Origin of the sequence: Nocardia sp. NPDC003269 (assembly GCF_042888005.1) — a bacterium.
GTDB lineage: Bacteria > Actinomycetota > Actinomycetes > Mycobacteriales > Mycobacteriaceae > Nocardia.
Genome location: NZ_JBIAPA010000004.1, coordinates 243,159 through 262,385 on the forward strand (window position 1 = coordinate 243,159; position 19,227 = coordinate 262,385).

Below are 19,227 nucleotides of genomic sequence, written 5' to 3' on the forward strand. Positions count from 1 at the left end.
GGATGAGGGGATCTCAACTGTGACAACGAATCTCGCCGCGAAGCTGTCCGAGGACGAGCTGCGGGCCATCGCCGAGCAAGGCGCGGCCGAGCTCGGCACCGAGGCCTCGGCCGCCGACCTGATCGCCTGGACCGACCGCACGTTCGGGCCGACCCGTTCGAGCGACCCGCAAGCGGTCGCCGGCGGTGGCTACATCGTCGCCTCGAACATGCAGGACGGCGTGCTGGTGCACCTGGCCGCGCAGACCCGGCCCGGCGTCGACGTGCTGTTCCTCGACACCGGCTACCACTTCGCCGAGACCATCGGCACCCGCGACGCGGTCGAGGCCGTCTACGGGGTGAACGTGGTCAACGTGCGCCCCGAACACAGTGTCGCCGAACAGGATCAGCTGCTCGGCAAGGATCTGTTCGCCCGCGACGCCGCGGAATGCTGCCGGTTGCGCAAGGTCGTTCCGCTGAAGAAGTCCCTGGCCGGCTACAACGCCTGGGTCACCGGCATCCGCCGCGTCGAGGCGCCCACCCGCGCCAACGCGCCGCTGATCTCGTTCGACGAAGCCTTCGGACTGGTGAAGATCAACCCGATCGCGCCGTGGTCCGACGACGAGATGCAGGCCTATATCGAGGCCAACGGCATCCTCGTCAATCCCCTGGTGGAGGAGGGTTATCCGTCCATCGGCTGCGCGCCGTGCACGCGTAAGCCCGAGCCGGGGTCCGATCCGCGCAGCGGCCGCTGGGCCGGCCTCGCCAAGACCGAATGCGGATTGCACCAGTCATGACCATCACCACCACCGGGAGTGAGCCTGTGAGTACCAACACCACCGAACGCGACCTCGGCCTGACCGAGTTCGACACCCTCGCGGCGCTGGAATCCGAGGCGATCCACATCTTCCGTGAGGTCGCGGGCGAATTCGAGCGGCCGGTGATCCTGTTCTCCGGCGGCAAGGACTCGACCGTGCTGCTGCACCTGGCGCTCAAGGCCTTCTGGCCCGCGCCGCTGCCGTTCGCGCTGCTGCACGTCGACACCGGGCACAACCTGGACGAGGTGCTCGAGTTCCGCGACAAGGTGGTGGAGAAGTACGGCCTGCGCCTGCACGTCGCGTCGGTCGAGGAGTACCTGGCCGACGGCCGGCTCACCGAGCGCCCCGACGGCATCCGCAACCCGCTGCAGACCGTCCCGCTGCTCGACGCCATCACCGAGCACCGCTTCGACGCGGTCTTCGGCGGCGGCCGTCGCGACGAGGAGCGCTCGCGCGCCAAGGAGCGGATCTTCTCGCTGCGCAACGCCTTCGGCCAGTGGGACCCGAAGCGCCAGCGCCCCGAGCTGTGGAACCTCTACAACGGCAAGCACGCGCCGGGTGAGCACGTGCGGGTGTTCCCGCTGAGCAACTGGACCGAGCTCGACATCTGGCGCTACATCGCCCGCGAGGACATCGACCTGGCCAGCATCTACTACGCCCACGAGCGCCCGGTGTACCAGCGCGACGGCATGTGGATGACCCCCGGCGTCTGGGGTGGCCCGGCCGAGAACGAGGTGCTGGAGACCCGCTCGGTGCGCTACCGCACCGTCGGCGACGGTTCCACCACCGGCGCCATCATCTCCGACGCGGCCGACAACGAGGCCATCCTGGCCGAGGTCGCCGCGTCCCGACTGACCGAACGTGGTGCGACCCGTGGCGACGACCGCGTGTCCGAGGCCGCCATGGAAGACCGCAAGCGAGAGGGTTATTTCTGATGTCCGACCTATTGAGGCTGGCCACCGCCGGTTCTGTCGACGACGGTAAGTCCACCCTGGTCGGACGGCTGCTCTACGACACGAAGTCCGTGCTGGCCGATCAGATCGACGCCGTCACCCGCGCCTCGGTCGACAAGGGTCTGTCCACCCCGGACCTGTCGCTGCTGGTCGACGGGCTGCGTGCCGAGCGCGAGCAGGGCATCACCATCGACGTGGCGTACCGCTACTTCGCCACGCCCAAGCGGTCTTTCGTGCTCGCCGACACCCCCGGTCACGTGCAGTACACCCGCAACACGGTGTCCGGCGCGTCCACCGCACAGCTGGTGATCCTGCTGGTCGACGCGCGCAAGGGCGTCATCGAGCAGACCCGCCGCCACGCCGCGGTGCTGGCGCTGCTCGGCGTGCCGAAGCTGGTGCTGGCCGTGAACAAGATCGACCTGGTCGACAATCCGGCCGAAGTGTTCGCCGCGATCTCCGCGGAGTTCAACTCGCTGACCGCGAAGCTGGGCTGGGCCGACGAGGACGTCCTCGAGATCCCGGTCTCGGCCCTGCACGGCGACAACATCGCCAGCCGGTCGGACAACACCCCGTACTACGACGGCCCCTCGCTGATCGAGCACCTGGAATCGGTGCCGGTGGACGCGGATTCGACCGGCGCGCACGCCCTCGGCCTGCGTTTCCCGGTGCAGTACGTGATCCGGCCGCGCACCGCCGAGTACCCCGATTACCGCGGCTACGCGGGCCAGATCGCGGCCGGTTCGGTCTCCCCCGGTGACGAGATCGTGGTGCTGCCCTCGGGCAAGCGCACCACGGTCGAGCGCATCGACACCCCCGACGGCGAACTCGCCGTCGCGCAGGTGGGCCGCAGTGTGACGCTGATCCTGGCCGACGAGGTCGACATCTCGCGCGGCGACATCATCGCCTCGGTGGCCGACGCGCCGGAGGCGATCGACACCTTCGACGCGACCGTGTGCTGGCTGGGCGACAAGTCGCTGCGTCCCGGCGCCCGGCTGCTGCTCAAGCACGGCGCCAAGACCACGCAGGCGATCGTCGGCGCGCTCGTGGAGCGGTTCGACGAGCAGACCCTGACCGCCGAGCCGAGCCCGGAGACGCTGGAGCTCAACGACATCGGCCGGGTGTCGCTGCGCCTGGCCGAGCCGATCCCGGCCGACGACTACCGCACCAACCGGCACACCGGGTCGTTCCTGCTGATCGACCCCGCCGGTGGCAACACCCTGGCCGCCGGCCTGGTCGGCGATGTGCTGACCTCGGTCGAGGTCGGTACCGCGGTCTGATGACGTCGGTGCTCGCCCCGCTGCGTGGTGCCGCCGTGGCGCCGCGCGGCGGGCGCGAGCCCGCGCTGATCCTGGTCGCCCACGGCAGCCGTGACCCGCGTTCGGCGGCGAACGCGGCGGCCGTGCGCGATCTGGTCGCCGCGCAGCGACCGGACCTGACCGTCCGGCTCGCCTTTCTCGATCTCAACGCGCCGTCGGTCGACCAGGTCGTCGACGCGGTCGCCGCGGAGGGATGCACCCGCGCGATCGTGGTGCCGATGCTGCTCGGCAGCGCGTTCCACGCCCGCGTCGATCTGCCCGGACTGCTCGACGCGGCACGGCGCAGGCATCCGCTGCTCCAGCTGGATCAGGCCGACGTCCTCGGCCCCGATCCACGCCTGATCACCGCTCTGTGCGATCGGATCGCCGAGGCCGTCCCCACCGGTGCGGGCCGGATCGGGATCGCTGTCGCCGCGGTCGGTTCCTCGCGCGCCGGCGCCAACGAGCGCACCGCCGAGGTCGCCGTCGAGGTGGCTCGGCGCACCGGACTGCGCGCCGAGATCTGCTTCGCGACGAGCGAACCCACTGTTCGGGAGGCGGCCGAGCGACTGCGCGCCCGCGGCGCCGAACGCCTCGTCGTCGCGCCGTGGTTCCTCGCGCCCGGCCTGCTCACCGACCGGTTGCGCACCGCCGCACCGGAATTCGTCCATGTCCCGGCGCTGGGTACGCACCCGCTGCTCGCCGCCGTCGTGTGGGATCGCTACGACGTGGCCGTCGGCGCGGAGTGGGAACTGACCGCCTGAGCGATCCGCCTCAGGGGTGCGCTACCCCGGAGTCCGGTACCGACGCGATATCGGGAACGACCGAGTCCGGTGCGGCCGCACCGGTTTCCACCGGTACTCCCTGCGGAGCCGATATCGCGGGGGCTTCGATCGGCATCCCTTGACCAGGATCGGCGGGAATACCGTGCGTTTCGATTGGGATCTGCGACGGGATCTCGACCGTCAGCGTCCACGGCACCTGGTCGGACGGCACGCCGTGCCCCGGCGTGGCCGAGTCCGGTGTCGTCGGCGGGTAGGTCACGGGGACGCTAGCCGAGCTCTCAGCGAATCCGATGGACTCCGCTCTCGTGGATCCCGCCGACGAATCCACGACCGCGCGGTCGGGCGCCCGCTCGTCGAGATCAGCCACCGAGGGGTCCGATGGCGACAGGTCCGCGTGCTCGGCGCCACGCGGGGTCCAGCGGCTCGCCGGAACGACCGGCAGTGCGTGTTCCGGCCCGGAAACCGGTGCCGCGCCGACGTGCTCGCCGGGCACCGCGGGCAGCGCCCGGCCGGGTGCCGCCACCAGCGCACCGCCACGGCCGTCGTCGGCGCGCAGCAGCCCCAGCGCGGCCGAGAACAGCAGGGGCACCGCGATCGCGGCGGCGACGAGCGCACCGCGCGAGATCGGCCTGCGGACCGGAACCAGCACGGTGCCCGCAGCCGAGCGCCGGGCGCCGAGCAGCGCCGCACCCCGGGCGATGGACTCGCCCGGCACCGGTTCGCGCAGAACCGGACAGCGCAGGGCGTCGGCCAGCGCGTGCGCCACGTCGACCGGGGATGCCGCGCCGCCGACGAGGAGCACCGCGTCGAGGCGCCCGGCGGACAGTCCTGCGGTACGCAGGCATTCGTGCACGAGGGGCAGTGAGTCCCGGACGAGGCGATCGCGGACCGCGAGCGCGTGCCCTGGATCCGGAGCGGCGGCGCCGGGATCCTCCGCCTCCGCCAGATCGTGCGCGGTGACCGCCAGCGCCGCGGCAGTCGAGCGGCCACCGAACGCATAGGACCGGGCGGGCCGACCCGCGATCCGATGCCCCCGCCCGTCACGCACGACCACCGCGAGATCGAGCGAGGTCGCACCCAGGTCGTACACCAGCAGCGTCGCCGGATCCGGTGCGGCAGCGGCGGTCTCGTCCGGCCGATCGAGCACCGCGGCGGCCGCGATCGGCTCGGCCACCAGCGCGACCTCACCCAGTCGCGCCCGTCCGAGTTCGCGCCGGAGCGCGGCGAGGTGCCGCTCGTCGTAGACGGCGGGGACGGTCAGCACGGTGTGCTCGGCGACCGCGCCGTGCGCGGCCATCGCGTCCCCGAGCACCCGGACGACCAGTTCCTCGGCCGGGGGTTCGAGCGACAACCCACCGGCGATGGTCAGGTCGGCGAAACCGAGAATCCGATCCGCGCGGGAGCCGGTCCGGTCCCGCCGGACCACCGGATCGTCACCGCCGCCGAGCACCGCGCAGACCGTATTGCGCGCACCGATGGACACTCCCCAGCCGACCGCCATCGCTCACCCATCTCTCTCGGCCGACAGCGGCCGGGAACGTCTTTACCCGACCCGAAGAAATAGTTTAGCCTCTCCTAATCTTTTGCTGGAACACCGGGTGGAGGCCTCGATGGTGGAGAACTTGCTGGTCATTCGACCTGAAGCGGCTGTTGCGCCGGCGGTCTGGGGCACGCTCCATACCCCGGCCCCGACGCCTCGCGGCGGCCGCTGGCCCGCCCCGGAACCCGAGCGGCCGATCGGCCTGCTCGATTCCTGGTGGCTCATCGCCGCCGCGGCACTCGGATCGACGGTACTGCTCGGCGGCGTCCTGTGGGTGGCCACCCATGTGCACCCGGACCCCGCGCTGCACACCGCCGGACTGTTCGTCCACCTGGCCGGGCTGACCCTCGGATTCGGCGGGGTACTCATCGCCGACTACCTGACCGCGCTGTGGCTGACCGGGCGCAGCACTCTGGCCGAGGCGATGTCAGGCGTCTCCCGGATGCACGGACCGATCTGGCTCGGTCTCACGACGCTCGTCGTCAGCGGTACCGTGCTCGAGCCGAATCTCGGTTCGCCGCTGACCCAGACCAAGATGGTGCTGACCGCGATTCTCACCGTCAACGGCTTACAGGCGACGGTACTGAGCAAGCGACTGGCCGAACGGACGACCGCACCGCTCCCGCCGCGATTGCTGCTCTGGGGCGCCGCCTCCGGCGCGATCTCCCAGATCTGCTGGTGGGGCGCCATCGCCATCGGCTTCTGGAACGCCCAGCACTGACCCGAGACCCCAACTCACGTGACCCAGTTCACAGGTCACTCCTCTTCACCGCATACCCCCCTGGGGTATATGTTCGTAACAACGCACAGCGAACAGAAAGAGGCGATCACGATGACCACCAACGCCCACGCCGGACACCACACCCACGCCGGACACGCTGACACCGCGCACGCGGCGCATCAGAACAACCACGCGGACAACGGAATCGATATCACCGCGCACGCGGCACACCAGGGTCACGGCAAGCACGCGGCCGCCGACCACGGCGCCGCCCACGCCGGTCACGCCGCGGGCGCGCCGGGCGGCCTGCTGGTCACCCAGGACGGGTACACCCTCGACCTCGACACCACCATCGCCGCGCCCGGCGCCATCGATTTCCGGTTCCGGATCCTCGGCCCGGACGGGGCGGCGGTCACCGAGTTCGACCCCATCCACGACCGCGAGCTGCATCTGATCGTCGCGCGCCGGGAGCTGACCGGGTTCTGGCACGTCCATCCGGTGCGCGAGGCCGACGGCACCTGGGTGATCCGTCTCGACCTGCCCGAGGCGGGCGCCTACCGCGTCTTCACCGATATCGCGCCGCGCGCGCTGGGCCGCACGATCACCCTCGGCGCCGACCTCGCGATCGCGGGCCACTATGCGCCGCAACCGGTTCCGGAGGTCGGGCGCACCGCGACGGTCGACGGGTACGAGGTCACCGTCGACGGCGAACTGCGCGCCGAGGGCGATCTGCTCACGCTGACCGTCCGCAAAGACGGTGCGCCGGTGACGGATCTGCAGCCCTACCTGGCCGCCTTCGGCCACCTGGTGATCCTGCGCGCGGGCGATCTCGCCTACGTGCACGTGCATCCGAACGGCGAACCCGGCGACGGCGTCACCCCGGCCGGGCCCGAGATCACCTTCCACACCGCCGTTCCCGGCCCGGGCACCTACCGCCTGTTCCTCGATTTCCGGCACGGCGATGTGGTCCGCACCGCCGCGTTCACGCTCACCGCGGGCATCGCGGCGCCGCGGCACGCCGAGCACGCCGGACACGCACACCACCACTGAGTCGCCGATCGATGGCGTCGTTCCCCGCATCGGGGAACGACGCCATCGGCGTTTCCGGGGTCGGTCAGGACGCGAGCAGACGCGTGGCGATGGCGCGCGCGGCGTCGACCCGCGCCGAATCCCCGATCTGGCGCGCGATATTGGCGGCGCTCACCACCGCGTCGAGCTCGAACACCAGCTGTTCGGGGTCGGCGCCGGCGAAATCACCGAGCTCCTGCGCCTTGCGGATCTCGACGGCCAGCAGCGCCAGCCATTCGTCGTGGTCGGCCACCACGGCATCGCGGACCGGCCCCTCCTTGCTGCTGTACTCGGTCAGTGTGGCGACGCGAAAACAGCCACCGGGGAAGGGCGGATCCTCGATGTGCGCGAACCAGCGGTCGATCAGCGTCCTGATCCGGCCCGCGCCGCGGGGCTCCCCCAGGCTCGGCGCGATCACCCGTTCGATGAACACGTCACGGGCGGTCGCCACGGCGGCCAGCTGCAGCGCCTCCTTGGTGCCGAACAGCGTGGCGATGCCGCTCTTGCTGATCCCCAGATCGGTGGCGAGCATGCCGATGCTGATGCCGTCCAGCCCTTCGATGGAGGCGAGTTCGGCGGCGCGCCGCGCGATCGTGGCCCTGGCGCGGGCGCCCTTGGCCAGTCGTTGGTCGCCGGACTCGGTCAGCTGGGTCATGAACTCCATTGTTCCACCGCCTCTTGCATGAGTGAACGATCGGTCGTACTTTTATCTACGAACGATCGTACGTTCTTATTTCTCTCCGTGAAGGAACTTCCCATGACCGACGTTTCCGCTCGGCCCGAAGATTCGCCGACCAGCACGCCACCCGACACCGGCGCCGCGGGCCGCACCCTGGCCGTGTCGGCGGGTGCCGCGTTCATCGCCTTCCTCGATCTGTCCGTGGTCAACATCGCGTTCCCCACCATTTCCACCTCCTACCCCGGCACCGCGACCAGCACGCTGACCTGGATCGTCAGCGGCTACGCGATCGCCTTCGCCGCCCTGCTGACGCCGGCGGGCCGGCTGGCCGACGTGCTCGGGCGGCGCCGGATGTTCGCCCTGGCACTGGCCGGATTCGCCGTCACCTCGCTGCTGTGCGGACTCGCGCCGAGCGCGGGCTGGCTCATCGCCGGACGCGTGTTGCAGGGCATGACGGCGGCGTTCATGGTGCCCGCCGCGCTGGCGCTGGTGCTGGCCGCCACACCCAGGGAGAAGATCGGCTCCGCCATCGCCGTGTGGACGGCCGCGGGCGGCTTCGCCGCGGTGGTCGGCCCGGCCATCGGCGGCGCGCTCGTCGAGAGCCTGGGCTGGCGCGCGGTCTTCCTCGTCAACGTGCCGATCGCGCTCGCGCTGATCGTGCCCGGCCTGCGACTGCCGAGCACCGACGACACCCGCCGCGACGCCGCCCTGCCCGATCCGCTGGGCATCCTCGCCGTCGCGATCGGCCTCGGCGCCGTCGTCGCCGCCATCACCGAGGGACAGACCTGGGGCTGGACCGCGCCCGGCACGCTCGCCGCGCTGATCGGCGGCTCGGTGCTGGTGGCGTTCGCGCTGGTGCGCTCGGCGCGGCACCCCGATCCGGCCGTGGCCGTGGCACTGTGGCGGAACCGGCAATTCGCGCTCGCCAACGCCGGCTCGCTGCTGTTCGGCGCGACCATGTTCGCCTGGCTGCTCGCCGGACCGATGTTCCTGGACGCGCTCTGGGGCTACTCGGTGCTCGAATCGGCCGCGGCGCTGACCGTCGGCGCGGCGGCGTCGATGGTGACCTCGGTGATCGTCGGCCGGATCACCTCGCCGCAGGGCCAGCGCTGGGCCGGGGTGATCGGCGCGCTGATGTACGCCGCCTCGCTGGCCTGGATGAGCACCGACGCGTTCGGCCCCGACCCCGCGCTGTGGTCGGCGTGGGTGCCCGCCGGGCTGCTCGGCGGCGGCGGGATCGGCATCGTGGTCACCGTGCTCGGCACCGCGGCCGCGAGTTCGGTTCCCCCGCAGCAGTTCGCGGCCGGGATCGGCATGAACGTGACCGCCCGGCAGGTGGGTGGCGCGCTCGGGGTGGCGGTGCTCGCCGCCGTCTTCACCGCGATTCCCGGCGACGCGGTGCGCGCCTTCCACACGGTGTTCGCCGTCGGCGCGGTGATCGGTCTCGCGGTCGCGCTGCTGCTCGTCGTCCCGTCCCATGCCCGTGCCGACCGCTAGGAGCTCCGAGATGTCGTCCACCACACCGTTGTCCGAGCAGTACACCGAGGCCGACGATCCACTACTGCTGCACCCCGACGAGGCGAGCGCGCTGCTGCGCGACGCGCCGTGGCAGCGCTTCGCGGTGCTGGGCGACTCGATCGCCGCGGGCACCGGCGACCCGAGCCCCGGCTACGCGCCGGGCGGATGGGCCGACCGGGTCGCCGGCGTCCTGTCGTCGGTGAATCCCGCGCTGGTGTACCGCAATACCGGCCGGATCGGCGCGACCAGCACCCAGGTCAGGCAGTATCAGCTGCCCGAGATCCTGGACTTCGCGCCGGACCTCGTGCACATCAGCTGCGGCGGCAACGATCTGTTCGAAGCGGGCGGCGACCCGAACCGGCTGCGGGACAACCTCTCGGCGATGTTCGCCGAACTGGCCGCGACGGGAGCGCGGTTGTCGGTGTTCACGGTGGCCGATGTGTGGGAGATCGAGCGGATGGCGCCGATGCGGCCCATGCGGCCGCGCATGGCCGAGATGAACGAGGTGATCCGCGCGGTGGCGGCCGACCACGACGCGGTGCTCACCGAGTTCTGGGATCACCCGGTGCGGACGCGGCCGGGTCTGATGAGTGCCGACCTCATCCACTTCACGACCAGCGGGCACGCGGTCGTGGCGACCGAGGTGATCCGCGCACTGGCCGCGCGCCTCGACAGCTAGTGCGCTGTGGTGCCGGCGGTAGCCCGTCGGCACCACAGCGCGGTCAGCTGTTGCCGCGGACCAATTCGGTGCCGAGGGCCACGAGTTCGGCACGGACATCCGGCGGTCCGAGCACCTCGACATCGGCGCCCCAGCCCGCCAATTGCCGGGCGACCATCTTCGCGGTGTCGGCGGTGATCCTGGCCTCGACCCGGCCGTCCTCGGCGGGTCCGAGCAGGGTGCAGTTGCGGCCCTGCTGATCGGCCAGGATCGGTGCGAGCGCCGCCGACACCAGCACCGTCGCGGCGACGGCGGCCCGCCGTTCCTCCATCCGGGTGACGATCCGCGCCCACTCGGCGCCGAGATCGAAATCCGCAGGGCGATCGGCTTTTTCGGCCAGGACCGTGACCGCGCCGATCCGGTCCAGCCGGAATGTCCGGCGACCACGCTCGGTCCCCGCGACGAGGTACCAGACCGTCTCCTTCTCCACCAGTCCCCACGGATGCACGACGCGGACCGTGCGTTCCCCGGCCCGCGAGTACTCCATGCGGACCTGGCGGCGATCGACCACCGCCTGCTGCAACAGGGACAGCGCCGCGGGCGGTTCCGGGTCCGGTCGGCCCCAGCGGGCGGGGTCGACGACGACCGCGTCGGCCGCCGCGGCCGCGTCCGCCCGGAAGGTCTGCGGCAGGGCCCGCACCAGCTTGCGCAGGGCGGACTTCACCTCCGGCGCGGCCTGCGCGGCCGGCCCGGCGAGCAGGAACAGCGCCCTGGTCTCGCCCGCGGTCAGCCCGGACAGATCGGTGCGCGCGCCACCGATCAGCGACCAGCCGCCACCACGGCCCGCCTGCGGATACACCGGGATGCCCGCCGCCGACAATGCCTCCAGGTCACGGCGGGCGGTCGCCACCGAGACCTCCAGTTCGGTGGCGACCTCGGCGGCCGTCACCCGCCCGCGCGCCTGCATCAACAGCAGGGTGGCCACCAATCTGTCCGCTCGCATGGTTCCTGATTCTGCCGAACAAAGTGCTCATTCGGTGAGCACTTTGACTGGCAGAGTCGTTCTCACCACAACGACGACATCGGGAGCAGACATGCTGCAGGGAATGGCGACCACCACCTACTACGCCGACGACCTCACCGCCGCCAAGGACTGGTACACCGAGTTCCTCGGCCTGGCACCGTATTACGAGGTGCCGGGCGGCTACTACGAGTTCCGGGTCGGGCCGAGGCAGGCCGAGCTCGGCATCATCAACCGCACCTACGCTCCCGCGGGCGCCCGCAACGCGCCCGGTGGTGGCGGTGTCGTGTTCTGGCATGTCGACGATCTCGCCGCGACCTTCGCCCGGCTGCTCGCCCTCGGTGCCACCGAGTACGAGCCGATCACCGAGCGCGGTGAAGGCGCGGGATTCGCGACCGCGGCGGTGCTCGACCCGTTCGGCAATGTCCTCGGGATCATGAGCAACCCGCACTTCGTCGCGATGACCGCCGAGCGGGACGCGGCGGCGTCGGCCTAACCGGTCAGGCGGCGAACCAGCGCTCGAGGACGGTGGCGACACCGTCCTCGGTGACGTCGCCGGTCACTTCGTCGGCCAGGGCGAGGATCGAGTCCGGCGAGCCCGCCATCGCGACGGAATGGGCGGCCCAGCGCAGCATCTCGCGATCGTTGAAGCCGTCCCCGATCGCCAGGGTGGCCTCCGGCTCGATGCCGAGCGCGAGCCGGAGCCGTTCCAGCGCCCAGCCTTTGGAGACGCCGCGGCGCGAGACCGTGACCCACGGGCCGAATTCACCGTGTACCCAGGAGGCGTCGGGCACCTCCAGCGAGACGAGCAGCTGCAGCATCTCCTCCACGGTGCCACCTGGCCACCAGCCGTTGAGCCGCGGCGTCGGCGAGCTGCCCAGCATCTGATGGTCGACGAGCAGGAACTCGCCGATGGAGAACTCGCCGGGCCCGTGCCCCGTCGCCCAGGTGCCCTCCCCCACCCGCTCGGCCGCGAAGATCATGTCCGGGAACAGCGCTCGCAGGGCGTGGATGGCGGGCGCCGGGTCGAACGACTGCACCGCGACCGGCTCACCCCGCGCCACATCGATGTGCACCGCGCCGTTGGAGCACAACGCGTGTCCCTCTGTGAGGCCCAATTCCTTCAGCACCGGCCGTGTTGTCAGCAGGGTGCGCCCGGTGGTCACCACCACGTGCGCGCCCGCCGCCACCGCGGCCCCCACCGCCGCCACGACCCGCGCGCTCACTTCGAACCCCGTTGCCAACAGGGTCCCGTCCACATCGAGCGCGATCAGTTTCGGCGCTCCCCCGAGTAATGCCATCTGCCCATTGTGCCCGTCCCCACCGACACCCACCCGAAAATCCGGCACCCCTACCAGCCACGATCACCCACACCCGCAACCGATCCCACCCGCCCGATCGGACACGGATCCGCGCGTAGCCGTTCCAGCCCTGTCGATGGCGGGTCCACTCACCCGCATAGCTTCCGCCTGCCGCACCTGGACCGAGATCGGCTGAGGTGCGGGGTGGCGACTGCTCGTCGAGTTGCCGGATCGAATGGGGAGCGGGAACAGTCGATCACGCCGCAATCGCCGCTACGACCCAGCCGTCCCGTCGAAGCTGTTCGGTACGAACGGACTTCAAGCAGCCTGGGCGCGAGGCAGCCACCCCGCTCCGTCAGATCGACGCAGGGTGGACAGGCCAGCGCCGATCAGCGTCGCGAACCACCGCCACCGCCACCGCCACCACCACCGCCGCCTGTGGCTCCGCCGCCGCTCATGCCACCGCTTTTGGACCCGCCGGATGAGGCGCCGCCGGACGCACCGCCACCGGAAGCGCCACCGCTCGAGGCACCGCCCGATGAGGCTCCGCTGGAGGTGGATCCGCCGGAGGATGCGCCGGACCCGCCGCTGGACGCACCGCCACCCGACGCGCCACCACCGGAAGCGCTACCACCTGAATCACTTCCGCCCGAAGCGCCACCGCTGGATGCACCACCGCCCGAAGCGCCACCACCGGACGCACCGCCACCCGAAGCGCCACCGCCGGAGGCGCCACCGCCGCCGGAGGCACCGCCGCCCGAAGCGCCACCGCCAGAAGCACCACCGCCAGAAGCACCACCGCCGGACGCACCACCGCCGGAGGCCCCACCGCCCGAATCGTTTCCACCGGAGGCACCGCCGCCGGAGGCACCACCGCCCGACGCGCCACCACCGGACGCACCGCCGTCGGCCCCGCTCGACGTCCCGCCACCGGCGCCGCCGCCGGAAGTGTCTGTACCACCGGTCGTTCCGCCGCTGGGGGCGCTACCGCCGGTCGTGCCGCCGGAGGTCGAGCCGCCGTCCGTGGTTCCGCCACCGGTGCCGGTGGGGGTTTCGGTTCCGCCGGTCGTGCCGCTCGAAGGTGCTGTGCCCGTGCCGGTTCCGCCGGTCGGTGCCGAGGTTCCGGTGTCGGTGGACGGTGTGGTCGTCCCGCCGCCGGGGGCGGAGGGGCTGGTGCCGGGTGCGGTCTCGCCGGGCGCGGTCGGTGTGCCCGGGGCGGGGGCCGAGGGGATGCCCGAGCCTGGGGACGTGATGGGTCCGCCGGAGGGGAGGCCGGGCGCACCCGGGCCGGTCGGCAGGTCGGAGGGTTGGGTGGGCGTGCCCAGGTGGAAGGGCAGTGGGTTGATGAAGCGGGCCGGGTCGCCGTAGGTCGAGAGGGCGAGAGCCGGTGGGCGACAATCGTCGCGCGCGCCCTGGTTCGCGGTGCCGCCGCGCTCGGCACCGTCGGCGGGCTTGCCACGGCCCGCCGTGGCGGGGGCGACGATCATCTCGTAGGCGCTCTGCGCGATGGCGGCGCCCGCGACGCGGACCCGGCCGGTCAGCGGGTCGACGGCACCGAGCAGTCCGGTGCTCTGCGCGGCGACGAGGTCGGCGCTCATGTCGTAGAGCAGCGCGTCGGCGGGGGCGCCCAGGGCCGGGAACCGGTCGAGTACCGGGGTAAGGCCCGGATCGAACGGGCTGCCGAACACCGTCATCGCCGACATGGCGAGCGCGGAAACGACAGCGGCGCTGGAGAACACGGCGACGTGCGGCGCCGAGGGCCCGCCCTGCTGCACCGGCGCGAAGGTCCGGGCCGCCAGCGCGGCGGCGCCCGCGGCGACCACCTGACCGGGATCGGCGACGGTGACCAGCGGGACACCGAGTTCGGCCAGCGTGCGCGCGACCTCCGGCGGCCGCGAGGCGCCACCGACGATCAGGATGCGCGAGAGGTCGGCCAACCGCAGGCCCGCCGCGGCCACACTCTTGCTGACCAAGGGGAAGGTGTCGCGGATGTGCTCGGCCCGCAGCGCGTCGGTGTTCACCATCGAGGTGAGGGTCGGCGTCGCGCGGCCCACCTTGCCTGTCCCCGCGTAGCGGGCGACCATCTCCCCCAGCGGCTTGCCGCCGAAATCGGTGGAGCGCACCGGAGTTCCGACCATCGGATGGTGCGGCCAGTCCGGGCCGACGCGCAGCACGGTCAGGTCGAGACTGTTGGCGCCCAGGTCGTAGACGAGCACGAAGCCCGGCGCGAGCGGCCCCTGGTCGGCTTCCAGCCATTCGGCCGCGGCGACCGGTTCCGGCGCGAGCAGCACCTGACCGGCGCCCGCCAGGTGCAGCGCCTGACCGAGCAGCGCGACCTGTTTGTCGGAATACACTGCCGGATAGGTCAGTACGGCACCGGCGGCCGGCTCCGCCAGCTCGATCAGGCCGGTGACGACCGCGGCGATCAGGTTGGTCGCCGAGTAGAAGCGGCCGCCGATCACCATCGGCTCCGGATCGCGGCTCAGATCCGCGAAATCCGTGATCGCCGAAGCGAATTCATTGATGGCTCCGATGCGGGACCGGCCCGCTTCATCGAAGGTGAGTGCGGTACGCCGTGTGCGCACCGTCGGCTTGGTCGGATCGTCGGCCACCATCGCCGAAATCGCATTGACCGTACCGATGCTTAAGCCCAGACCTCTGGTCATGTATTTGCTATCCCGTCAACGCACCGTGACCACGTCCAGCACGCGAGCGCACCATGTGGCCGCGGTCGTCTTCCAAACAGCTCGCACAGATTAACCGGCCCAAAGCCGAATTGCTGCCTGATTGATACGAAACACGTGACCTTTGGCCCTTGTTTGTGGATTCTCGCTGGTTGGCAGGTATACGGACGACCGTCCAGTCCCCTGAACGTTGCCAAAGCTACTGACAGACTCCGAGATACAGCTACCTGCGAGTAATCGAGTTGCGCGGCCGTTGAATACATTCCTGAGGTCTGTTTCCAGGCCTCTTTAACCCACTTACCGACCGGTAATCAATTCTTTTGCTGCCTTCCGCAGTACCGAATTCGCCGAATTCAGGTGCCGCATACCGAAGTACCCGCCAAACACTATGACGCGTCAACGCAGCGGCCGATACCCGCCAGCACCGACCTCCGAACCACGGTTGACTCGAGGTGCGCAGAGACAGCGAGCTGCGCTCTGAAAATGTCAGGGAGAGAAGGGAATACAGATGTCCACTCGTTTCGCCGACCAGGTCGTCCTCATCACCGGCGCCGGTTCCGGCATCGGCAGGGCGGTCGCACTGCGGGTCGCGGCCGAGGGCGCGGCGGTCGTACTCGGCTCGCGGGGCAAGGATCAGGGCGAGGAGGTCGCCGCACGGATCAGGGCGACGGGCGGGCGCGCGCGGTTCGTCGCCACCGACGTTACCGTCGACGCCGATGTCGAGCGGCTCACCCAGGCGGCGCTCACCGAGTACGGCAGGCTCGACGCGGCATTCAACAACGCGGGCGCGGTCACCGCGTTCGGCGGCGTCGCCGAGATCGGCGACGCGGCCTGGCGCGCCGAACTCGACCTGAACCTCACCGGGGTGTTCCACGGGCTGCGGCACCAGGTGCCCGCGATCACCGCGTCCGGCGGCGGCGCGATCCTGAACAACGCCTCCAATCTCGGCGTGGTCGGGATGGCCTCGGTGGCGCCGTACGTGGCGGCCAAGCACGGCGTCGTCGGGCTGACCAGGTCGGTGGCGCTGGAGAGCGCGGCGGCCGGCGTGCGGGTCAACGCGCTGGTCTCCGGTGCGGTCGACACTCCCGCCTTCCGCTCCTCGATGGGCGCGACGCCCGAGGGCGAGGCGGCGATCGCGGCGCTGCACCCGATCGGGCGGATCGCCAGGCCCGAGGAGATCGCGGCGCTGTGCGCCTTCCTGCTCAGCGGGGAGGCGTCCTTCGTCACCGGGGCCGCGGTCGCGGTGGACGGCGGTTTCACCGCGCAGTGAAACGCGGAAGGCCGCCCCGGACTCCGGGGCGGGCCTTCGTGTCTGCGCCGGTCGCGTCAGCCGCGGGCCAGCAGGCGCTTGATCGGGCCCCCGTGGGGAACCGCCGCGCCACCGGCGCGCGCCTGGGGTCGGCGGGCGCGCACCAGCCGGTCGAACTCCCGCGCGTCGCGCGCGGGCGCGCGCAGCTTGCCCGCGTTGAAGTCGGCGGCCAGCTGCTGCACCGTCTCCTGCGCGCAGGACTTGTTGGTGCCGATGAAGCCGGTCGGACCGCGCTTGATCCAGCCGGTCACATACGTCCCGGTGACAACCTCGCCACCGGGCGCGCTCAGCACCCGGCCCTGGTCGTTCGGGATGACGCCACGGGCATCGTCGAACGGCAGGTCCTTGGTCGGCACCCCTCGGTAGCCGACCGAGGTGAGCACGACACCCGCTTCCAGCAGATCCGTGTCCCCGGTCGCCACCGCACTGGTGCGGCCCTCGGCGTCGGTGACCAGCTCGTTGCGCTCGACCCGCACTCCGGTCACCGTGTCGGTGCCGAGGATCTCCACCGGCGAGGACAGGTAGCGGAACACGATGCGCTTGCGCTCACCGAACGGACGCTGCGCGACGCTGTGCAGCAGCCGCAGCTTCTGCTCGACCTTGTACGGCAGCTCGGGGGTGACCTCGGGCAGCTCGCCATCGATCGCGATGTCGATGTCGGCGGCCAGCAGGCCGACGAACTCGGGGACCGTGAAGGCCGACTCCGCCGGGCCACGCCGGCCCAGGATCACGACCTCTTCGATCTTGCTCTCGCGCAACGCCTTCAGCGCGTAGGGCGCGATGTCGGTGTCGGCCAGGGTGGCCGGGTCGACGGTCAGGATGCGGGCCACGTCGAGGGCGACGTTGCCGTTGCCGACGATCACGACGCGCTTCTGGTTCAGGTCGAACCGGTCCTCGGCGTGGTCGGGGTGACCGTTGTACCAGGCGACGAAGTCGGTGGCCGACACGTTGCCCGGCAGGCCCTCACCCGGAATGCCCAGCTTGCGGTCCGAGGACGCGCCCACCGCGTAGATCACGCCGTGGAAGTGCTCGAGCAGCTCGGCATGGCTGACATGGGTGCCGATCTCGACGTCGAGGTAGGTACCGAAGTCCTCCTGCTTCGACATCACGTCGAACAGCTCGGCGACCTGCCTGGTGCGCTTGTGATCGGGCGCGACGCCGAGCCGGGCCAGACCGTAGGCCTGCGGCAGCCGGTCGAACATCGTGACCGCGACGCCGGGCTGGGTCAGCAGCTCGTCGGCGGCGTACATCGCCGACGGGCCCGACCCCACGATGGCGACGCGCAGCGGCGAACGCTGGGTGTCGATCGTGGGCGGCATCACCGGGCGAGCCAACGTCGGCCGGTCCCGCTGCACGCGGTAGAAGTCGGCGTTGATCTCGATGAAGGGCTTCTGCTCTTCGGTCAGCTTCTTCGAGGAGGTGATGGCGTCGACGGGGCACGCGGTGGCGCAGGCGCCACAGTCCACGCATGCCGCCGGATCGACGTAGAGCATCTCCGCGGAGAGGAAGTCCGGCTCATCCGGGGTCGGATGAATGCAGTTCACCGGGCATGCGTAGACGCAGGAGGCGTCACTACAGCATGACTGGGTAACGACGTATGGCATATTGCTATCGTCTCAGGCCGCGTGCTTGGCGGAGCGCTTGGGCTCCGAGCGGTAACGGCTGGACGGGCCGTCGATTCCGAACAGCTTCCACACCTTCTTGGCGATCGGGTTCATCAGACCGACCTCGTCGGCGAGCGCACGCACGTCGATGAAGTAGTCGGCGAAGACCTGCTTGGACTCCTTGGCGCCGTAGAACAGCTCCTTGCGGACGTCGGCGGGCATGTCGAACTGCTTGAAGAAGGTCTTCGGCGGGGTCGCGATGGCCCGGCCGAGGATGAACATGATCGTGGGCATCGCGATCGACAGCACGAACTTGTTGAACGGCCGCTGCGCGGGCACGTTCTTCTTCAGGAACTCGTGGGCGAAGGAGATGTGGCGAGCTTCCTCGGCCACGTGGATCGCCATCACGCCGCGCATGATCGGGTGGATGTCGTCACCCGAGCGCAGGATGTCCTTCTGGATGTGGTCGATCGGCTCTTCGCCGGCCAGCACGGCCATGAAGAACAGGTTCGGCATCAGCGCGCCGACCGGAGCGGCCAGGTGGCGCAGCTGACGCACGAGCGGGTTCATGCCCGGCACGTCGGCGACGCGGTTCACCATCTCCTGGAACATCAGAGTGTGGTTGTGCTCTTCGATCATCTCGTGCGAGCAGTACCGGAACTCCGGGTCGTTGTTCTTCAGGTTGAAGATGTGCTGCATCATGCCGATGATCAGGATGGCCTCGAACTGCAGGCCGACCTTGGCGACATTGGCCTGGCGGACCTTGCCGATCTCGATCTTCTGATCCAGCGGCAGCGCCTGGTACCAGGGGTGACGGCCGATCGGGTCGGCCGAGGTGACCAGAACCCAGCGCTCGGGCTTGTGGTTCGGGTCGAACTCCGGGTTGTCCCAGTCGATGTCCTCGAACGGGTCGAAGTGCCGGTCGACCGACGCCTCCGACAGCATCAGCAACTTCTCGGCGTACGCCTGAGCCTCCGCGACTACGGGATCGACGTCAGGGGTGGTGGGCGCAGACATCGTCGTCACTGCCTCTCCTCAAGGGACGTTTACTGTTTCCAATAGTTACACCTACGAGGAGTCACGTCAACTCCCCGCACCTCTCGATTTCGCGTGTTCGGCGCGTCGGAATGCCGCCACGAAAAGCTACTCACCAGTAAAAATGGTTCTACCTGTGACACTGCGTCATGCACAGTTCGCCGGCGGCCGCGGCGCGACCGGGAAAATTCGTGCACCCGGATTCGGCGATTCGCCGGACGGACCGCCGGTACCGGTTACCCTGCGCGCGCACGACACGC

The 19,227-nt window shown here is 70.5% G+C and carries 17 protein-coding genes; 10 read left to right on the forward strand and 7 right to left on the reverse strand.

Annotated elements, in window-relative coordinates; genetic code table 11:
* Positions 1 to 19: 19 nt before the first annotated feature.
* Genes ACFYWJ_RS29385 through ACFYWJ_RS29400 form a run of 4 tightly spaced genes read left to right on the forward strand, consistent with a single transcriptional unit; the run spans position 20 to position 3,808 of the window.
* Positions 20 to 775: a phosphoadenylyl-sulfate reductase gene (locus ACFYWJ_RS29385; RefSeq protein WP_355278696.1), complete on the forward strand. Its 756-nt coding sequence runs from the start codon at positions 20 to 22 to the stop codon at positions 773 to 775.
* On the forward strand, positions 772 to 1,731 hold the full coding sequence (gene cysD, locus ACFYWJ_RS29390) for a sulfate adenylyltransferase subunit CysD (RefSeq protein WP_355278694.1): 960 nt from the start codon (positions 772 to 774) through the stop codon (positions 1,729 to 1,731). Before ACFYWJ_RS29385 ends, cysD begins: the two co-directional genes overlap by 4 nt.
* Positions 1,731 to 3,026: a GTP-binding protein gene (locus ACFYWJ_RS29395; protein ID WP_355278692.1), complete on the forward strand. Its 1,296-nt coding sequence runs from the start codon at positions 1,731 to 1,733 to the stop codon at positions 3,024 to 3,026. The genes cysD and ACFYWJ_RS29395 overlap by 1 nt, the downstream gene beginning before the upstream one ends.
* Complete coding sequence (locus tag ACFYWJ_RS29400) at positions 3,026 to 3,808, forward strand: sirohydrochlorin chelatase (protein WP_355278689.1); 783 nt, start codon at positions 3,026 to 3,028, stop codon at positions 3,806 to 3,808. The genes ACFYWJ_RS29395 and ACFYWJ_RS29400 overlap by 1 nt, the downstream gene beginning before the upstream one ends.
* 10 nt (positions 3,809 to 3,818) lie before the next feature.
* Here ACFYWJ_RS29400 and ACFYWJ_RS29405 read toward each other — a convergent pair whose 3' ends face one another.
* Positions 3,819 to 5,330: a hypothetical protein gene (locus ACFYWJ_RS29405; protein WP_355278688.1), complete on the reverse strand. Its 1,512-nt coding sequence runs from the start codon at positions 5,328 to 5,330 to the stop codon at positions 3,819 to 3,821.
* 109 nt (positions 5,331 to 5,439) lie between these two features.
* Here ACFYWJ_RS29405 and ACFYWJ_RS29410 point away from each other — a divergent pair, with 109 nt between their 5' ends.
* Both ACFYWJ_RS29410 and ACFYWJ_RS29415 read left to right on the forward strand, forming a co-directional pair.
* A complete protein-coding gene (locus tag ACFYWJ_RS29410) occupies positions 5,440 to 6,090 on the forward strand; it encodes a hypothetical protein (protein WP_355278686.1) in 651 nt (216 codons plus the stop codon).
* 111 nt (positions 6,091 to 6,201) lie between these two features.
* Complete coding sequence (locus tag ACFYWJ_RS29415; RefSeq protein WP_355278683.1) at positions 6,202 to 7,140, forward strand: hypothetical protein; 939 nt, start codon at positions 6,202 to 6,204, stop codon at positions 7,138 to 7,140.
* Between the two features lie 64 nt (positions 7,141 to 7,204).
* Here ACFYWJ_RS29415 and ACFYWJ_RS29420 read toward each other — a convergent pair whose 3' ends face one another.
* On the reverse strand, positions 7,205 to 7,813 hold the full coding sequence (locus tag ACFYWJ_RS29420) for a TetR/AcrR family transcriptional regulator (RefSeq protein WP_355278680.1): 609 nt from the start codon (positions 7,811 to 7,813) through the stop codon (positions 7,205 to 7,207).
* Between the two features lie 102 nt (positions 7,814 to 7,915).
* On the opposite strand from ACFYWJ_RS29420, the gene ACFYWJ_RS29425 reads away from it, so the two are divergent.
* Positions 7,916 to 9,334, forward strand: a complete 1,419-nt coding sequence (locus tag ACFYWJ_RS29425; RefSeq protein ID WP_355278677.1) for an MFS transporter — start codon at positions 7,916 to 7,918, stop codon at positions 9,332 to 9,334.
* Positions 9,335 to 9,344: 10 nt separating this feature from the next.
* Entirely contained in the window at positions 9,345 to 10,034 is a 690-nt protein-coding gene (locus ACFYWJ_RS29430; RefSeq protein ID WP_355278674.1) for an SGNH/GDSL hydrolase family protein, read from the forward strand.
* 43 nt (positions 10,035 to 10,077) lie between these two features.
* On the opposite strand, the gene ACFYWJ_RS29435 is transcribed toward ACFYWJ_RS29430, so the two are convergent.
* Complete coding sequence (locus tag ACFYWJ_RS29435; RefSeq protein WP_355278671.1) at positions 10,078 to 11,016, reverse strand: YafY family protein; 939 nt, start codon at positions 11,014 to 11,016, stop codon at positions 10,078 to 10,080.
* 91 nt (positions 11,017 to 11,107) lie between these two features.
* Between ACFYWJ_RS29435 and ACFYWJ_RS29440 the strand changes: the two genes are divergently transcribed.
* Positions 11,108 to 11,530: a VOC family protein gene (locus ACFYWJ_RS29440; RefSeq protein ID WP_355278668.1), complete on the forward strand. Its 423-nt coding sequence runs from the start codon at positions 11,108 to 11,110 to the stop codon at positions 11,528 to 11,530.
* A 4-nt stretch (positions 11,531 to 11,534) separates the two neighbouring features.
* Here ACFYWJ_RS29440 and ACFYWJ_RS29445 read toward each other — a convergent pair whose 3' ends face one another.
* Both ACFYWJ_RS29445 and ACFYWJ_RS29450 read right to left on the reverse strand, forming a co-directional pair.
* Entirely contained in the window at positions 11,535 to 12,335 is an 801-nt protein-coding gene (locus ACFYWJ_RS29445) for an HAD hydrolase family protein (RefSeq protein WP_355278666.1), read from the reverse strand.
* A 389-nt stretch (positions 12,336 to 12,724) separates the two neighbouring features.
* Complete coding sequence (locus tag ACFYWJ_RS29450) at positions 12,725 to 15,001, reverse strand: Hsp70 family protein (protein WP_355278663.1); 2,277 nt, start codon at positions 14,999 to 15,001, stop codon at positions 12,725 to 12,727.
* A gap of 526 nt (positions 15,002 to 15,527) precedes the next feature.
* Here ACFYWJ_RS29450 and ACFYWJ_RS29455 point away from each other — a divergent pair.
* Positions 15,528 to 16,289, forward strand: a complete 762-nt coding sequence (locus ACFYWJ_RS29455; protein WP_355278661.1) for an SDR family oxidoreductase — start codon at positions 15,528 to 15,530, stop codon at positions 16,287 to 16,289.
* 56 nt (positions 16,290 to 16,345) lie between these two features.
* Here ACFYWJ_RS29455 and ACFYWJ_RS29460 read toward each other — a convergent pair whose 3' ends face one another.
* Together ACFYWJ_RS29460 and ACFYWJ_RS29465 are read right to left on the reverse strand one after the other, a co-directional pair.
* On the reverse strand, positions 16,346 to 17,932 hold the full coding sequence (locus tag ACFYWJ_RS29460) for an FAD-dependent oxidoreductase (protein WP_355278658.1): 1,587 nt from the start codon (positions 17,930 to 17,932) through the stop codon (positions 16,346 to 16,348).
* Between the two features lie 12 nt (positions 17,933 to 17,944).
* Positions 17,945 to 18,958, reverse strand: coding sequence for a diiron oxygenase (locus ACFYWJ_RS29465; RefSeq protein ID WP_378827522.1), 1,014 nt, complete (start codon positions 18,956 to 18,958; stop codon positions 17,945 to 17,947).
* Positions 18,959 to 19,227 lie beyond the last annotated feature (269 nt).

What these genes read in the sequence shown, in the direction of transcription:
- cysD (WP_355278694.1), top strand. Translation starts at nt 772, where the DNA reads ATGACCATCACCACCACCGGGAGTGAGCCTGTGAGTACCAACACCACC.
- ACFYWJ_RS29395 (WP_355278692.1), top strand. Translation starts at nt 1,731, where the DNA reads ATGTCCGACCTATTGAGGCTGGCCACCGCCGGTTCTGTCGACGACGGT.
- ACFYWJ_RS29400 (WP_355278689.1), top strand. Translation starts at nt 3,026, where the DNA reads ATGACGTCGGTGCTCGCCCCGCTGCGTGGTGCCGCCGTGGCGCCGCGC.
- ACFYWJ_RS29405 (WP_355278688.1), bottom strand. Translation starts at nt 5,330, where the DNA reads ATGGCGGTCGGCTGGGGAGTGTCCATCGGTGCGCGCAATACGGTCTGC.
- ACFYWJ_RS29410 (WP_355278686.1), top strand. Translation starts at nt 5,440, where the DNA reads ATGGTGGAGAACTTGCTGGTCATTCGACCTGAAGCGGCTGTTGCGCCG.
- ACFYWJ_RS29415 (WP_355278683.1), top strand. Translation starts at nt 6,202, where the DNA reads ATGACCACCAACGCCCACGCCGGACACCACACCCACGCCGGACACGCT.
- ACFYWJ_RS29420 (WP_355278680.1), bottom strand. Translation starts at nt 7,813, where the DNA reads ATGACCCAGCTGACCGAGTCCGGCGACCAACGACTGGCCAAGGGCGCC.
- ACFYWJ_RS29425 (WP_355278677.1), top strand. Translation starts at nt 7,916, where the DNA reads ATGACCGACGTTTCCGCTCGGCCCGAAGATTCGCCGACCAGCACGCCA.
- ACFYWJ_RS29430 (WP_355278674.1), top strand. Translation starts at nt 9,345, where the DNA reads ATGTCGTCCACCACACCGTTGTCCGAGCAGTACACCGAGGCCGACGAT.
- ACFYWJ_RS29435 (WP_355278671.1), bottom strand. Translation starts at nt 11,016, where the DNA reads ATGCGAGCGGACAGATTGGTGGCCACCCTGCTGTTGATGCAGGCGCGC.
- ACFYWJ_RS29440 (WP_355278668.1), top strand. Translation starts at nt 11,108, where the DNA reads ATGCTGCAGGGAATGGCGACCACCACCTACTACGCCGACGACCTCACC.
- ACFYWJ_RS29445 (WP_355278666.1), bottom strand. Translation starts at nt 12,335, where the DNA reads ATGGCATTACTCGGGGGAGCGCCGAAACTGATCGCGCTCGATGTGGAC.
- ACFYWJ_RS29450 (WP_355278663.1), bottom strand. Translation starts at nt 15,001, where the DNA reads ATGACCAGAGGTCTGGGCTTAAGCATCGGTACGGTCAATGCGATTTCG.
- ACFYWJ_RS29455 (WP_355278661.1), top strand. Translation starts at nt 15,528, where the DNA reads ATGTCCACTCGTTTCGCCGACCAGGTCGTCCTCATCACCGGCGCCGGT.
- ACFYWJ_RS29460 (WP_355278658.1), bottom strand. Translation starts at nt 17,932, where the DNA reads ATGCCATACGTCGTTACCCAGTCATGCTGTAGTGACGCCTCCTGCGTC.